Source organism: Acerihabitans sp. TG2 (assembly GCF_035013185.1).
In the GTDB taxonomy this organism is placed as follows: domain Bacteria; phylum Pseudomonadota; class Gammaproteobacteria; order Enterobacterales; family Enterobacteriaceae; genus Acerihabitans.
Genome location: NZ_JAYGJO010000033.1, coordinates 30,781 through 46,806, shown reverse-complemented (window position 1 = coordinate 46,806; position 16,026 = coordinate 30,781). Strand labels below are relative to the sequence as shown.

Genomic DNA, 16,026 nt, shown 5'->3' with positions numbered 1-16,026 from the left:
GAGCCTGTTTGCCAAGGCCATGGGCATCAAGATGTTTGCGGCGGCGGGGCGTATTCAGATCCAGGCGCAAAACGATGGTTTGGAAATGTTATCGAAAAAGGATATGACGATTGCCAGCCATGACGGCAAGGTGACGATCAGCGCCAAAACCGAACTGCTGCTGGCGTGTGGCGAGGCATTTGTGCGTATCAAGGACGGCAACGTGGACATCGGTGGCCCAGGCAATGTGGTGATTAAATGTGCGACGCTGCAAAAAATCGGGCCAGACAGTCAGAATGCCGAACTGACCCTGCCGGAGCACTGTGCGTCGATGATTGACGACGCCGCTGCGGGCCAGGGCGCAACCGTGACGCTGAGCTAAGGAACACCGATGACCACCGCCGAACCCACAGACACCTTGGTGCAGTTTGACTATTCCAACCCAGCGATTGCCCAGCAGGCTGAGGCTATTCTTGCTCCGCTGACAGCACAACTGGCCCGCAGCGGGGAAAACGTCTTTCTGCTTATCGACCCCACGAAACTGGAACTGAACACCCGTTCGCCGTGGATCAGTGCCTTGACTGAACGCCATCCGCAACCGGCCCCGCTGCTGCACGGTTCAATACCGCAAAAGTACTACCCGTGGCTGGTCGGGCTGGATCTCACTCAGCCTGATGATACGAGAGTGCTAAAAGAGAGTATCACCCAGGCATTGCAGGAAACTGACCCGACAAAACTTATTGCAGGTACCGGGCGCACGGTGTGTGGCTGGCTCACCAGCGCACACCCAGCCGGTGTTGTTGCTCGCCAACTGGGCGGCACTGCCGTACAGGCTCTGTCGGGTGGCGGCAATATTCTGCTGCGTTACTTCGACCCGGCAGTCAATACCTTGCTGTGGCCGCAATTGAGCCGATTCCAGCAACAGCGACTAATGGGGGTGATATCCGGTTGGCATCTGCTGAACGGCGACGGGCAACGAGTCTCACGTTGCCACAACGCTGCGGTTTTGCCGTTGCTGACCTTTTCACTGGGGATAACAGAACAAGACAGACCCCGACTGGAACAGATAGCCGTGGTGAATCAGGCGATGCAGCAATACCGTGCACAGACTAAAGCGGTAGCACGCCAGGACGAAAGCCGCTTGCAGAGTGTGGCACAGCAGGCATTACAGCGTATCGCCCACTCACCGGTCATGAGCGAACATGAGGCGCGTGTGATATTTGCGTTTCACGCCTTGTACTGGCACCCACATCTCGATTTGCACCCGGAGTTTCAGTACCTGCTGTCGCTGGAGACGTATCCGGCACAAGTGCGTTACGCCGAACGCATCGCCGGGTTGACCACCCAGGACTGGCAGCGATTTGCCGATGAATGCGAGCGTTTATACCTCCCCGTTAGTCACCCAAGCAAGGAACTGCTGCCATGAGTCAACCCACTCCCCTGATTTGTTCCCGTTGCCAGCCCTGTGGCCCGGCCCTGTTGCCGGTGCGTTACGCTGCCATTCCCGAGACGATACTGCCCAAGCTGCCCGGTTGGGCCACCCCCGAAACCCCGTTGCCGAAAAGCGAGGAGTATGACTATGGCCTACGTGCCATGCGGGAAGGGTTTTTGTATGTGTATTACGAGGGTAACAAGACCTGGGCAGCCTGGAGTATCACCCCGGATGGCGGCTTATGGAAACAACCCACAGCGCCCGCTGCCCAGCCAAAATACAGCTCGGAGTGCACCAGGGGTATTCATAAATCAGCCAATATCGAATTCATTGTGCTCGATGAGATTGCGCTCAGGAGCACGGTCTGGATTGCCTTCTCCCCGTATAAATGGAACCCGGCACTGTTTGATTTGTACGGCAGCGGTGCGGCACAGCGAAAAAAACGCATGCAGCAGGTGGAATACTGGCACTGGACCGGCCCAGAAGAAGAGCATGGTATTGCCCAAGCCACACCAGCCACTGTGCAAACCGTACTGGACTATCTGCCTATTGGTCCAGGTTGCCCGTCGGGCATATTGTCTTACAATCGCACACCTTCGCGTAGCAGTATTGTCAGTGACACCCCCCCGTATTACAGCTTTGCCGCTGACGCCTTGCGCCCACGCGCCACACTGTATCCGTGGAGTAGTGCCAGGGCGGGGAACAGCAGCCAGACCATAAAGGCATTACACACGCGTGGCACCAAACCAGACGGTACCCCGATCAAGCCGTTAATCATGGCAGTGCATGACCCGATAGGCATCGCTCACGAATTGACCGGTTGGTGTGACGATATCGCACTGATGCACCAGCGTTACTGTGATGAACTGGCCGTAGAATTTGCGACTTATTACAATATGGAAGGGTTGGAGAAAGTGATCAAACAGGCTGAGGAACAGTCGTTTGACTATCATCACGGAGAACGCGGTAAGCAACGTGAGATCAACATGCAAATGGCGCGTTACGTTGCTGATCCCTACCGGGACCCACTGGAAAAAAACAAACCTTGTCCTGAAAAAATAGGCAAGCATTACGATGAGGTCATGGCAGTAAACAAGAAAGAAGCAATAAAGGCTGTGTGGAAAAAATATTATGATCAATTTAATCAAACCTGGATAACGGCTTTTAAAGAAAACGACCAGCAGCTTGGGGCGGCCATAAAAAAACAAAACAAAGTCATTATTGACTTAAGATTGCTGTGGTTAAAACATCCGCTATTTATTGCATGCATTGAAGATTTTCATTCCACAGAAACCCAGGATCACCTTAATTTTCGCGACGTGGTAGGTTATGCACTGGCCTCAATCAATTTATCCGAGGCGGGTAAAAAACAGCTCAAAGCATGGACCGACAGCTATTCCACGCAAGATAATAAAAACCTGCTTTGGCGTTATCAGTTTTTTAACTGCCCGGAGGTTATGGCCTCCGTTAGCGGGCTGTTAGAGCAGATAAAATCACAAAAACAGCCCTACGCAGGTCCGGACATAACAAAGGTTACACAGAACATCCTGGATAAGTTATCGGTCTATGCTGACGCGGTGGATCGCGCATTAAGTGCCATGATGGCGAGCAACCAGGCGACGCAATCCATGACCCAGCGCGTGATGAGTTTTGGTGACCGGGCCTTAACCACCATCACCAATGGCGCCCTGAAAGGGACCGTGGTCGATACGTTTCAAGGTAAAGCCCTACGAGCGATATTCCTGTTGGACGCCGGAGTGACAAAAGTGGAATTGGCCAAAATGATGAATGAAGCCATCGCTTATCCAGAGGGGAGCAGCATATTTGCGACTGATGCACAGAAAAATATGCGGAGAGTTATTAATGAGCAATTAAGTCATGCAGAAAGAAATAAAAAACAACTGGGGAGATTTAAAGATAAATATGAACATTTAGCCAAATTTTCCGCAGGAAAAGAGAGTATTAAGGCATTCCGTATTAAATCTCTGGGCGTGATAATATACTCAGTATGCGCATTAAGCCTGACCGAAAGCAGCAGTGGCTCAGGCGAAGACCGCATGAAGTTGACTGTCCCCCTTTTGTCCGCCGCGAGTTCGTTGGCTGGCCTGATCGAAGAAGCGTATAAAGGTGTTCTTGAAAAGAAAGCTCAGGCGAGACTCTGGAAGTGTGCGGGTTCCAGTGTTGGAAGTATTGCCGCCGGGATTACAATAATTCTTGATACCAGCGATATGTTAAATGAAATTGAGAAAAAAAGGTTAGGGTCATTATCTTCCATACTTGCGATAACCAAATTAGTATCGGATACGGCGTTTGCTATTAACACCGTTAATGAATTATTAGCAGCGCTGGGAAAAAATTCTATTAAAAAGGTTGTATTTTCAACCGTAAGGGCCGGTGTAATAAGGACGATCGGAATTCTTGCTAGTTGGCAAGTAATGGTAGCCATTACCATTGCGCAAACCTTGTATGAATTGCTGCGCAGTAATGATATTCAAGTTTGGTGTAAACAGACGGTGTTCGGGGACGAGTCAAAAAACCATAATACCATGGAATTAACCACCAGCAAGATTGCCGTATTATTGAAAGGGCAGGAAGAGATGTTACAAAAAGCAATACATGAGGTATTCAATCTTCCCCCATCCGAGGAAGAAAAGAAAAAGAAAGAAGCGCAATATAATAAATCACTGCAAGATGCCTATGATCGCCGCAGACTTAAATACTAAATATAACAGGTACCATTAATATGGAAAAAGATAATTGCTTATATAACTGGACATCATGTTTGCGCCATGAATATAAATGCTTTGACGAACTGGAAAGCGCTTTGCAGAGTATGCACATTTCAATAAAAATTGATAGTGAATATATTGCAAGGCATGAAAAATCGGAACACCCAGATGAATATGAATTACAAATGATCAATGAATCAAAAGCACAAATTATCATAGCCCAAGAGTCTATTCTTCAAATCGAGGAGGAAATGACCAACTTCCCCCGATACCCTGAACTGCCACCGACTAAACCATTGATCAAGATCAGTGGTATCTTGGAGGCGGTTTCCTTTAAGAAAGTCATTGGCTACTTTGAGGCGAGTCAATACAGCACCGAGATACAGCGCGCGGAACAGAAACGCCAACGGGACAACAATGGAGCTATTCTTTTATTACTGGTGCAGTTTTTTTCTGGCGCAGCCCCGCTCGCCAGATTTAACGATGGTAGAAGAAAACAATACAAATGCCTTTATATTAAGGGAATAATTGCAGGCAAGGTGTTCTCGGGTTGGCTGAATAAAACGAATATCCAGATCGGTGATTATCTGGAAATGGCGGTTATGCCAGACGGTGACGAGTACCGGATGTATGCGGTGGCCAATCCCCAGCAAAACACCATTTCGCTACCACCAGAATGCCATGGTGGCACGGAAAGTTTTCCTTTTAAAATAGCATTAAAAATCAATGCTGTTTTATTTTTTCTGTTTAGCCTTCCATTCATTGTTTTTGGCTCACCCAATGCTGAACAATGGTTTTATATTATTTTAATATATTTAACCGCAACGGCTGCTATGTCATATGCTGTCTATCGGGGGGAAATGAACGCTCGTCGAGCCACCGGCAACTTATTTGAAAAAATTTGCACCGTGTTAAATATTGAGGGAAGTAAAAATTTAGATCTAGTAGAATATACCAGGATAAAGTTGAAAAAAATGCAAAAAAACAATGAATTGATGTCTGGAAAGAGCGAAAGCAGGGTTATGCCGCAGAGCAGTACTAGCTACTCCGAGGATAATTTTTACTTTTACCCGCCAGTAAAAAAAACGGAATAATAAGGTATTATATATAGGAGCTAGGTGCTGCAAGGTGTTTTTAATCGCCGCAGACTTAAATACTAAATATAACAGGTACCATTAATATGGAAAAAGATGATTTTCTACACAACTGGGCATCATGTTTACATCATGAATATAAATGCTTTGAAAAGCTGGAAAGTGCTTTGCAGAGTATGCACATCTCAATAAAAGTTGATAGCGAATCCCTTGCAAGGTATGAACAATCAGAGCATCCAGATGAATATGAATTACGAAGAAAAGATGAATTAAAATCACAAATTATCACAACACAAGAGTTTATTCTTCAAATGGAGGAGGAAATGACCAACTTCCCCCGATACCCTGAACTGCCACCGACTAAACCATTGATCAAGATCAGTGGTATCTTGGAGGCGGTTTCCTTTAAGAAAGTCATTGGCTACTTTGAGGCGAGTCAATACAGCACCGAGATACAGCGCGCGGAACAGAAACGCCAACGGGACAACAATGGAGCTATTCTTTTATTACTGGTGCAGTTTTTTTCTGGCGCAGCCCCGCTCGCCAGATTTAACGATGGTAGAAGAAAACAATACAAATGCCTTTATATTAAGGGAATAATTGCAGGCAAGGTGTTCTCGGGTTGGCTGAATAAAACGAATATCCAGATCGGTGATTATCTGGAAATGGCGGTTATGCCAGACGGTGACGAGTACCGGATGTATGCGGTGGCCAATCCCCAGCAAAACACCATTTCGCTACCACCAGAATGCCATGGTGGCACGGAAAGTTTTCCTTTTAAAATAGCATTAAAAATCAATGCTGTTTTATTTTTTCTGTTTAGCCTTCCATTCATTGTTTTTGGCTCACCCAATGCTGAACAATGGTTTTATATTATTTTAATATATTTAACCGCAACGGCTGCTATGTCATATGCTGTCTATCGGGGGGAAATGAACGCTCGTCGAGCCACCGGCAACTTATTTGAAAAAATTTGCACCGTGTTAAATATTGAGGGAAGTAAAAATTTAGATCTAGTAGAATATACCAGGATAAAGTTGAAAAAAATGCAAAAAAACAATGAATTGATGTCTGGAAAGAGCGAAAGCAGGGTTATGCCGCAGAGCAGTACTAGCTACTCCGAGGATAATTTTTACTTTTACCCGCCAGTAAAAAAAACGGAATAATAAGGTATTATATATAGGAGCTAGGTGCTGCAAGGTGTTTTTAATCGCCGCAGACTTAAATACTAAATATAACAGGTACCATTAATATGGAAAAAGATGATTTTCTACACAACTGGGCATCATGTTTACATCATGAATATAAATGCTTTGAAAAGCTGGAAAGTGCTTTGCAGAGTATGCACATCTCAATAAAAGTTGATAGCGAATCCCTTGCAAGGTATGAACAATCAGAGCATCCAGATGAATATGAATTACGAAGAAAAGATGAATTAAAATCACAAATTATCACAACACAAGAGTTTATTCTTCAAATGGAGGAGGAAATGACCAACTTCCCCCGATACCCTGAACTGCCACCGACTAAACCATTGATCAAGATCAGTGGTATCTTGGAGGCGGTTTCCTTTAAGAAAGTCATTGGCTACTTTGAGGCGAGTCAATACAGCACCGAGATACAGCGCGCGGAACAGAAACGCCAACGGGACAACAATGGAGCTATTCTTTTATTACTGGTGCAGTTTTTTTCTGGCGCAGCCCCGCTCGCCAGATTTAACGATGGTAGAAGAAAACAATACAAATGCCTTTATATTAAGGGAATAATTGCAGGCAAGGTGTTCTCGGGTTGGCTGAATAAAACGAATATCCAGATCGGTGATTATCTGGAAATGGCGGTTATGCCAGACGGTGACGAGTACCGGATGTATGCGGTGGCCAATCCCCAGCAAAACACCATTTCGCTACCACCAGAATACTATGGTGGCACGGAAAGTTTTCCTTTTAAAATAGCATTAAAAATCAGTGCTGTTTTATTTTTGTTGTTTAGCCTTCCATTCATTGTTTTTGGCTCATCCAATGCTGAACAATGGTTTTATATTATTTTATTTAACTGCAACGGCTGCTATGTCATATGCTGTCTATCGGGTGGCAATGAACGCTCATCGAGCCACCGGCGACTTATTTGAAAAAATTTGCACCGTATTAAATATTGAGGGAAGTAAAAATTTAGATCTAGTAGAATATACCAGGATAAAGTTGAAAAAAATGCAAAAAAATAATGAACAGATGTCTGGAAAGAGCGAAAACAGGGTTATGCCGCAGAGCAGTACTAGCTACTCAGAGGATGATTTTTATTTTTACCCATCCACTAAAAAACAGATTAATAAATAATTATGTATACTAATAAAATAATGTAAGGCTAATTAATTTTATTACCAACCTATCCTCAGTATTTTTTTATTTTTCAACACCATTAAAATTAATATAAATATTTATCCATGACGGTTTCAGAAGGACTTCACCATGAGTAAAGTTAAAAAACGTTTATTATTGATAGCGGTTTTTGTCTCTTCATTATCTGCATTATATCAATTATTCTATTATTATTTTCTTATTTGTACGGATTTAGATATAGAGCAGTTTTTTGAGTAAGGCCGACCGGATAATAGTGATTGCTGACCAAAAAGGCGATAAAAATTAACCTAATATGATCGGGACTCGGAACAGCTTGTTATCACTGGTGATCTACCTGATGCCTTCTTTCCGTTTAAATAACCTTTTTTTTGCTTTATGGCGTCAATTGGCAGGTTAATTCCTACAACGTAAAATGACCATTAGAACGATGGTTTATATTATTATTTCAAACAATGGAGATCGTATGCGCTGGTATATTTATGCCCTCAAAAAATATTTCACCTTGGAAGGAAGAGCCGGACGTGCTGAGTTTTGGTACTTCAATATCATCCATTTCCTGATATCTATTTTGCTTTTTATGGTGTGCGTTAGTTCGGTTTTTTCTTCAGGGACAGTCAGTAGTTTGAGTATTATTCAAACGATATTGCCTGCCATTTTTATTTTATATTATATTGCAACCATTCCTCCTAATTTTGCACTGCAAGTACGCCGTTTGCATGATGTTAATTATTCTGGATGGTTTTTGTTAGTAAGTCTAATCCCATTTGTTGGGATTTTTATCTTGCTCATATTTTTCTGTCGAAAAGGGACGCCACGCAATAACACTTATGGCCCCGTGGTTTACTCGACACGGCCTGTGTAATTCAGCAGCCAACAATAAGCTTGGAAGCATTCATTATGCCAAAAGGAATTATTCGCCTAGGCGATAAACTGACCCGTGGTGGCGAAGTGATTTCGGCCTCCTCCAGCATGGATATTGACGGTAAAAAAGCAGCACTGATTGACGATATTGTCACCTGCCCGATTATCGGCCACGGGATTAACCGTATTGTCAGCACCACCCCAACATGGCTGTGCGATGGCAAGCAGGTCGCCTTCGATCAGGCGGTTTGTGCCTGTGGCTGCAAAGTGATTTCCAGTCTGCCCACCACCAATATTGAAGGATAAGCCTGATGGCCTGGTCTATTCCCCAACCTTATACCGTTCGCCATCCCGCCCCACTGGTTTGGGTGGGATGGTGGCGTATGTTTTCGTTGCTTATCGTGCTGTGTATGGCGACAGGCTGCGGTTTGTGGTTCTGGCTTAACGATCCACGTCTGCTGTTGGTGACGTTTGGCGCGGTGATTGCGGTTGCCCTGCTATTTATCGGCATTGCGGGCTGGCGATTGTTCCGCTACGGCGTTGATGCCGAACATGCCGAGGGGGTGTCTGCGCAAAACGACTGGCACATGGCAGAATGGCAGACGTGGGCACAGTCAGGTCTTGATGTACTGGATCACAGTGATATTTTTCCTGTTGAAGTGCCCCATCCCAACCAAGGGCGGGTTGAGGTCAACAGCGAACAGGCTTTTGCGTTGGGCGAATACCCTCCGGCGGGTTATCTGTTTGAAGAGTTGCTGGTGCCACTCCGTGCATCACTGGCCGCACTGCACTCACCGTTGACGGTGTATTTTTCAGGCCTGGAAAATGAGTCTGCCCGGGTACTGTTTTGCCGTGTCTGGCAAAAACTGGGATTACCGGTGTCGCGACTGGCAGGTTATATTTTTGGCGTGGTTGATTATACGCAGCAAGCAACCCACTGGCTGAATCAGCCTGATGGGCACGCCAAATTGATGATTTTCACCCAGTGGGCTGACAACGATGCCAGTCGTGACGCCACTGACGGGGCCGTAGCCTGGTTGATCGCACCCGGTATGGACGCCGGGCCTTACCGCTGCCGTCTGCATCGCCCGATGACCGGGCTGCCGGACACCACAGCACAGGATGCGGTGCAGTTCCTCACCTATCAACCGATCGCCATGAATACCACTGACCTGTGGTTTAACCAGTCGGCCATCGCCGCCAAAGATCGGTTGATTGTTGAACGCTGCCAGCGTCGGCGTGAGCAGGACCCCGCATCAAATCCGGGTTCACCGGCTCAACAGTTTATTCCTCACTGGCTTGGCAAGCCTGGCCCCGCCACCGAGTGGTTTACCCTAACCCTGATGATGCTGATGGCCGAACACCACCGCGCCCCACAGGGGCTGGTGCTGGCACGAGAGAATGCGTTGTTGTTGGCAACCGTATCAGCAGGAGTCAGTCCGTCATGAAAAATCCGTTTTCATCCCGCCCCTCTGGCGCTAGCCTGCTTGTTATGGTGTTCGGTGCCATGCTGGCCGCTGTACTGGTGTTCTTTGGCGAACGCTGGGGGGTCAGCCCGTTGCTGCGTAGTTTGATCGGGGCAACCTGCATGGCGGTGTTGTTCGGTGGGATGGCGATATACCGCAATTATCGGCAACAACCGCGCAGCCAGATACCCGACACGTCCCTGCAAAAAGCGCCTGCGGAGGTCGCCCTGCCGTTTGTTCAAGAACTGCGTGATTATCTGAACCACCATTACGGTCGTTTCTGGCGCACTAAAGTGCGTTTTGTGCTGCTGCTCGGACACAGTGGTGTGGTAGAAAAAGCGGTACCCGGTCTGATAGGCACCCAGTGGCTGGAAGCCAACGGCGTCGTTGCCCTCTGGGGCGGTAACGTGACCTCTGCCGCCGACAGCGGGCGTATCATGGCGTTGCGTAAACTTAAACGCCGCCCGGTTGATGCCATGGTGCTGGTCTATGACGGAGCGCTGCGTCAGGCGACACAGGGTGATACCGTGGCCCGACAGCTTAAGGAACGCTATAAAATGCTGGGCTGGAAGGTGCCACTGTACCTGTGGGAAGTGCAACAGACTGACTGGCCGCAAGCTGGACGAGAGACGCAACCGGTGGGGTGCCTGCTACCCCCTCGCTGTACCCCGGATGAACTGGTGCAAGCCTTGAAGGGCTTGCCCGCGCAGTTAACCCCGCAGGGGGTGCAACAGGGGTTACTCAATGCCCGGTTCGATTTTCTGCTGCGCCTGTCTGAGCAACTGCGCACGGGCACGGCGGAACAGTTCAAAACCCTGTGTACCCCGTTACTCAGCGGCCCGTATGCCGTACCGCTGCGAGGGGTGATGTTCAGCCCAGTGGTGGTAGGTGAAGGGGCGGATAAACAACGCTGGTTACCGGATAATGCCTGGCAGGCCATTTTGGATGATTTACCCTCGCTGCGTTTACAGCGTGTGGGGTTTGCCTGGGAAAATTCCCTGTATCAGGCGGTATTGGTGCTGCTCGGCCTGACCTGTGCCGGGCTGTTGTTCTCTTATAACCTAAACCGTCAGGCCATCAGCGAAGGCCAGCTACTGGCGCTGGCTGCCGCAGATACACGCCAGCCCGTGGATAAGCGCCTGATGGCGCTCGATGCGTTGCAACGGCGTATCGAACAGCTGCAATACCGTTCACAACAGGGTACCCCCTGGTACAGCCGGTTTGGTCTGAGCCAGAACGACCCACTGCTAGCGGCCCTGTGGCCAGCATATGCCCGCAGCGCCATGCCGTTGCTGCGTGATGCAGCGGTAGCACAGTTACATCACCAACTGGCGGCCTGGAATAGCCTTGCGCCTGACAGCAAGCAACGTGGCGCGTTAAGCAAGGAGGTGTACAACCAGTTAAAAGCCTACCTGATGCTGAACCGCCCGAAAAAAATGGATGCGCCGTTTTTTGCCGCGACCGTGATGGCCGTCTGGCCGCAACGCGAGCAGGTCAGCCCTGGCCTGTGGCAGCGGCAGGGGGCCTCGCTGCTCACTTTTATGGCACAGAATCTGCCTGCCCACACGGCGTGGCAGGGGGTACCGGATGCACAGATGGCGGCCACCACCCGCAGTGGATTGTTACGCGTGATTGGCATGCGCAATGCGGATGCGGCGCTGTACCAGAAGATGCTGGCGCAGGTGGCCCGTCATTACGCCGATATGACGCTCAGTGATATGACCGGCGATACCGATGCCAGAAAACTGTTCGCCACCGGCAGCGTGGTGCCAGGTATGTTCACCCGTCAGGCCTGGGAGCAGGCGGTACGACCGGCGATTGAAAAAGTGGCCAATCAACGCCGGGATGAAATCGACTGGGTACTCAGTGACAACACGACCCCGGTCACCCAGGACAGCTCACCGGAGGTACTTAAATCTCGCTTGACCGAACGCTATTTTACCGACTATGCCGGTGCCTGGCTGAGTTTTCTTAACAGCCTGCGCTGGCAAAGAGCCGCTACGCTGTCGGATGCGATTGACCAGTTAACCCTGTTGGCCGAGGTGCGTCAATCTCCGCTGGTGGCGCTGATGAACACCCTGAACACCCAGGGGAGAGCCGGGCAAGAGCAGGAGTCCCTCTCCCATACACTGGTGAAATCGGCACAAAACCTGTTGCACCGTGAACCGAGCCAAGCCATCGACCAGCAGTCAGGGCCGCACGGTCCGCTGGATGCCGCATTTGGTCCGTTGCTGGCGCTGATGGATAACAAAGGTGACAGCAATAATGCCATGAGTCTGCAGACCTTTCTTACCCGTGTCACCCGTGTGCGCCTGAAGCTCCAGCAGGTCACCAATACCGCAGACCCACAGGCCATGATGCAGGCGCTGGCACAGACGGTATTCCAGGGCAAATCGGTGGATGTCACCGACACCCGCGACTACGGCAGCCTGGTGGCGGCGAGTCTCGGGCAGGAGTGGAGCAGTTTTGGTCAGGCGGTGTTTGTACAACCCATGGATCAGGCTTGGCAGCAAGTGTTGTCCCCCACCACGCAAAGCATCAACCACCAGTGGCAGAATGCCATCGTCAGCGACTGGGCGCACGACTTTAACGACCGTTACCCGTTTGCCGAAAATAAGCAGGGTGAAGCCTCGTTGCCATTGTTGGCACAGTACCTGCGTAACGACACCGGGCGCATCACCCAGTTTGTGAAATCCAACCTCAATGGCGTACTGCGCCAAGAGGGGCGTCACTGGGTGCCGGATGCGATTGCCGCCCAGGGACTGCATTTTAACCCGGCCTTTCTCAAGGCCCTCAATCAACTCAGTGAACTGTCGGATATGGTCTTCACCAGCGGTGATGCCCGAGTGCAGTTCCAGTTGATGGGCAAACCGTCACGGGATGTGATGAAAACCCACTTCATCCTCGACCAGCAGACGATGGATTACCACAACCAGGTCGAGCGCTGGCAGGTGTTCACCTGGCCGGACAGCCAGTGGAAACCGCGCACCACCTTAAGCTGGGTCAGTGTCGATGCCGGTGAGCGGTTGTACGCCGACTACCCCGGAAGCTGGGGTTTTATCCGTCTATTGGATAAAGCACAGGTGACCATGGTGGATAACAGCACCTATAAACTGCTCTGGAAAGCTCCGGACGGTAATCTGCTGAACTACATGATGCGTACCGACTCGGGGCAAGGGCCGCTGGCACTGCTAACACTGAAAGGGTTCCGGTTGCCCACACAGGTGTTTGTTGAGCCGGGCGCGCGCGTTGCGGCTGACCGTGCCGCCGACCACCACGGGGAACCACGATGGAAGAGTTGACCCTGCGCTATTTCGACGCTGAAATGCGTTACCTGCGCGATGCGGCACAAGAATTTGCCAGACTACACCCGGCGCAGGCAGCAGCGATGGGCCTGTTGACACCCGGCGCGGCGGATGAGGTGGTCGAGCGTCTGTTTCAGGGGTTTGCGTTTTTGATGGGGCGGCTGCGTGAGAAGCTTGATGACGACTTTCCTGAGTTGACCGAAGGGCTGATCAGTCTGCTATGGCCGCACTACCTGCGTCCGATCCCCTCGATGAGCGTGGTGGAAATCGCACCTGATATTCAGGCTTTAAAACTCAGTGAACATATTGAGTCGCATACCGAAGTGATCTCCCGCCCGGTGGGAGATCACCGCATGCGCTGTCGCTACCGTACCGTGCAAAGCCTGACGCTTCACCCGTTGCAGTTAACCCGGGCCACCCTGTTTACCGAACCGCACGGCAGTCAGGCCATTCGTCTGCGATTTGAGTGTGGGACCATTGCTGACTGGCGGCAGGTCAATCTCACTCGCCTGCCGGTTTACCTTAACGGTGATGCACCGCTGGCGTCGATGTTGCATTTGTATCTCACCCGCCGAACCGGGCAGATGTCTTTGCGTCTGCCGGGGGAGAGTGATCGCCAACCGTTTGATGGCCGATTTTGTGCGACAGGCTTTGAGGACGCCGCGCATCTCTGGCCGGTGGAGAACAACGACTACAGCGGTTATCAACATCTACTGGAGTATTTCACCTTCCGCCAGAAGTTTATGTTTGTGGCGCTGGAGGGACTGGAACAGGTGAATTGGCCAGAAGCCCTGCTGTGGTTTGAGCTGGATATCCCGCTCACGCAACCCTGGCCACGTGATTTCAGTTTTGATGAACAGCACCTGCGCCTGCACTGTGTGCCGGTGGTGAACCTGTTTCGCCTTGATGCCAAGCCGTTGCAAATCAACGCACAGCAGACGGAGTACCCACTGCACCCGTTGCGTGACGACGACCCGCATACTGAAATTTTTGCCGTGGAGCGAGTGGCCACCTCGTTTCTGGAGGACGCGGTACAGTACACGCCGTTTCGTCATTTTCAACATCACGGCGGCATGTTGCGCTACCACCGTCCGGTACGTTACTACCACACTCGCCTGCGGCGCGGCCCCTCAGGCAGAAACGACACGCTGCTGATCCTTGGCGGCGAGGCGTTTGAACGTGAACGTCAGTTGCCGGAAGAGTCGCTGGCGCTCAGCCTGATGGGTACCAACGGCACGTTGCCACGCAAAGCGCTGCAAAGCATCCTGTTCGACAACCTGGTCAGCACCACCCAGACCCCGGTCACGGTACAGAACCTGTGTACCCCGAGCCAGCCCTGCTATCCGCCCAACCGTGACCGTTTTCACTGGAAGCTGTTAAGCCAGCTCGGCAGCAGTTTTCTGTGGATGATGGATAACGCTGATGTGTTGCGTAACACGCTGGCGCTTTACGACTGGACGGAAAACCTGGATAACCAGCGCCGACGTGAGGCGATCACCGAGGTGAAACACCACCGCTTGCAGTACTTCAAGCACGGGGGTTTGCAGCGTGGAGTGGACATTGAGGTCACCGTGGAGACGGACGGCTTCGCTGGGGAAGGCGATGTCTGGTTGTTTGGTTGCCTGCTGAACCGCTTTTTTGCGATCTATGCCGACATTCACCTGTTCAACCGTTTAACCCTGATACAGCACCCTTCGGGACACTGCCTTCGATGGAAAGAGAATCACAATCCACGTATACCCGGCTGAATGATCTGGTCGGTGAGCGTCTACCCTACATCGGTTTTTACCGTTTTTTGCAGTGGCTGGAGCAAACGCACCCGGAATACCCACCGCTGGGCAGTACCAGTGCCCTGCGCAACGACCCGGTTCGTCTGCGCCCACATCCGGGGATGGGTTTTCCGGCCAGCGAGTTCAAGGGGCTCGAACGGCATCCCGATGAGAACCCGGCGTCAGCCCCCACCCTTCGCACCACCTTTATGGGGTTGTACGGCGTCGATTCACCACTGCCGACCGGCTACATCGACGACATTGCCCAGCACCGCGAGGGACATGAAACGGTTGAGCATTTTCTCGATATTTTCAACCACCGTATTCTGACGCAGTTCTACCGTATCTGGCGCAAGCACAGCTACCCGGCCACTTTTGAACCGGGCGGCAGCGATAACATTTCCCAGAGCCTGTTGGGGTTAGTGGGGTTGGGCATTCCCGGCACGGCTGAACAGACTGACACCCCGCTGTCACGCTTTCTGGCCCTGCTGGGGATTATGCGCCAACCTGCACGCACGGCCGAAGGTCTCCAGGCGCTGGTGGGCATGGTAGCGCCGAACACCCAGGCTACCGTCATACCGTACTATCCACGACGGATTCCGGTTCCCAAACGCCGCCTTGGCGATGCCATTCGGCTGGGGGACCGCCCGGTCATCGGTGGTTTCGGCTATGACATCAACAGCACGGTGAAAATCGATCTGTTCACCGACGACAAGGCCGAGGCCACTGGCTGGCTCCCCCCAGCGCAGACGTTGTACCACGATCTGCTGACCCTGTTGCGGGTGTACCTCGGCTGGCGACTCGATGCGCATATCACCCTGACGCTCCCCCGCAGACTGTTGCCTGCACCTCGCCTGACCGCCCGGCACGGCGAGCACAGTGTCTATGCGGGTTACACTGCCGTCCTCGGCCACGATCCCAACCACCCGGTACCGGATAGGCCACCCACCCTCACGGTGTCGCTGGGCACCTATCAAGGCTTGGGCGCAAACCCGCTACACCGTGAAGTCATCGAGGTTGATGACTGACATTCA

General features: G+C 50.9%; 12 protein-coding genes. All 12 read left to right on the top strand.

Going from position 1 to position 16,026, the window contains the following annotated elements; all coding sequences use genetic code 11:
• The coding region (locus SJI19_RS21445) for a DUF2345 domain-containing protein (RefSeq protein WP_323480299.1) at positions 1 to 361 on the top strand (361 nt) is incomplete at its 5' end.
• A 9-nt stretch (positions 362 to 370) separates the two neighbouring features.
• Entirely contained in the window at positions 371 to 1,405 is a 1,035-nt protein-coding gene (locus SJI19_RS21440; RefSeq protein WP_323480298.1) for a DUF4123 domain-containing protein, read from the top strand.
• Complete coding sequence (locus tag SJI19_RS21435) at positions 1,402 to 4,134, top strand: T6SS effector BTH_I2691 family protein (protein WP_323480297.1); 2,733 nt, start codon at positions 1,402 to 1,404, stop codon at positions 4,132 to 4,134. Before SJI19_RS21440 ends, SJI19_RS21435 begins: the two co-directional genes overlap by 4 nt.
• Positions 4,135 to 4,154: 20 nt before the next feature.
• Positions 4,155 to 5,234, top strand: coding sequence for a putative type VI secretion system effector (locus tag SJI19_RS21430; protein WP_323480296.1), 1,080 nt, complete (start codon positions 4,155 to 4,157; stop codon positions 5,232 to 5,234).
• An 86-nt stretch (positions 5,235 to 5,320) separates the two neighbouring features.
• Complete coding sequence (locus tag SJI19_RS21425; RefSeq protein WP_323480295.1) at positions 5,321 to 6,400, top strand: putative type VI secretion system effector; 1,080 nt, start codon at positions 5,321 to 5,323, stop codon at positions 6,398 to 6,400.
• Positions 6,401 to 6,486: 86 nt separating this feature from the next.
• Positions 6,487 to 7,362 (top strand): putative type VI secretion system effector, encoded by an 876-nt coding sequence (locus tag SJI19_RS21420; RefSeq protein WP_323480294.1) that lies wholly within the window; start codon positions 6,487 to 6,489, stop codon positions 7,360 to 7,362.
• Positions 7,363 to 8,054: 692 nt separating this feature from the next.
• Complete coding sequence (locus tag SJI19_RS21415; protein ID WP_323480293.1) at positions 8,055 to 8,453, top strand: DUF805 domain-containing protein; 399 nt, start codon at positions 8,055 to 8,057, stop codon at positions 8,451 to 8,453.
• Between the two features lie 35 nt (positions 8,454 to 8,488).
• Positions 8,489 to 8,758, top strand: a complete 270-nt coding sequence (locus SJI19_RS21410) for a PAAR domain-containing protein (RefSeq protein ID WP_323480292.1) — start codon at positions 8,489 to 8,491, stop codon at positions 8,756 to 8,758.
• 5 nt (positions 8,759 to 8,763) lie between these two features.
• Positions 8,764 to 9,900, top strand: a complete 1,137-nt coding sequence (locus SJI19_RS21405) for a hypothetical protein (RefSeq protein WP_323480291.1) — start codon at positions 8,764 to 8,766, stop codon at positions 9,898 to 9,900.
• Positions 9,897 to 13,220 (top strand): ImcF-related family protein, encoded by a 3,324-nt coding sequence (locus SJI19_RS21400; protein ID WP_323480290.1) that lies wholly within the window; start codon positions 9,897 to 9,899, stop codon positions 13,218 to 13,220. The genes SJI19_RS21405 and SJI19_RS21400 overlap by 4 nt, the downstream gene beginning before the upstream one ends.
• Positions 13,208 to 14,971 carry a type VI secretion system baseplate subunit TssF gene (tssF, locus tag SJI19_RS21395; protein ID WP_323480289.1) on the top strand — a complete coding sequence of 588 codons (1,764 nt, stop codon included), beginning with the start codon at positions 13,208 to 13,210 and terminating at the stop codon, positions 14,969 to 14,971. Before SJI19_RS21400 ends, tssF begins: the two co-directional genes overlap by 13 nt.
• On the top strand, positions 14,935 to 16,020 hold the full coding sequence (gene tssG / locus SJI19_RS21390) for a type VI secretion system baseplate subunit TssG (RefSeq protein ID WP_323480288.1): 1,086 nt from the start codon (positions 14,935 to 14,937) through the stop codon (positions 16,018 to 16,020). The genes tssF and tssG overlap by 37 nt, the downstream gene beginning before the upstream one ends.
• The last annotated feature ends 6 nt before the right edge of the window (positions 16,021 to 16,026 follow it).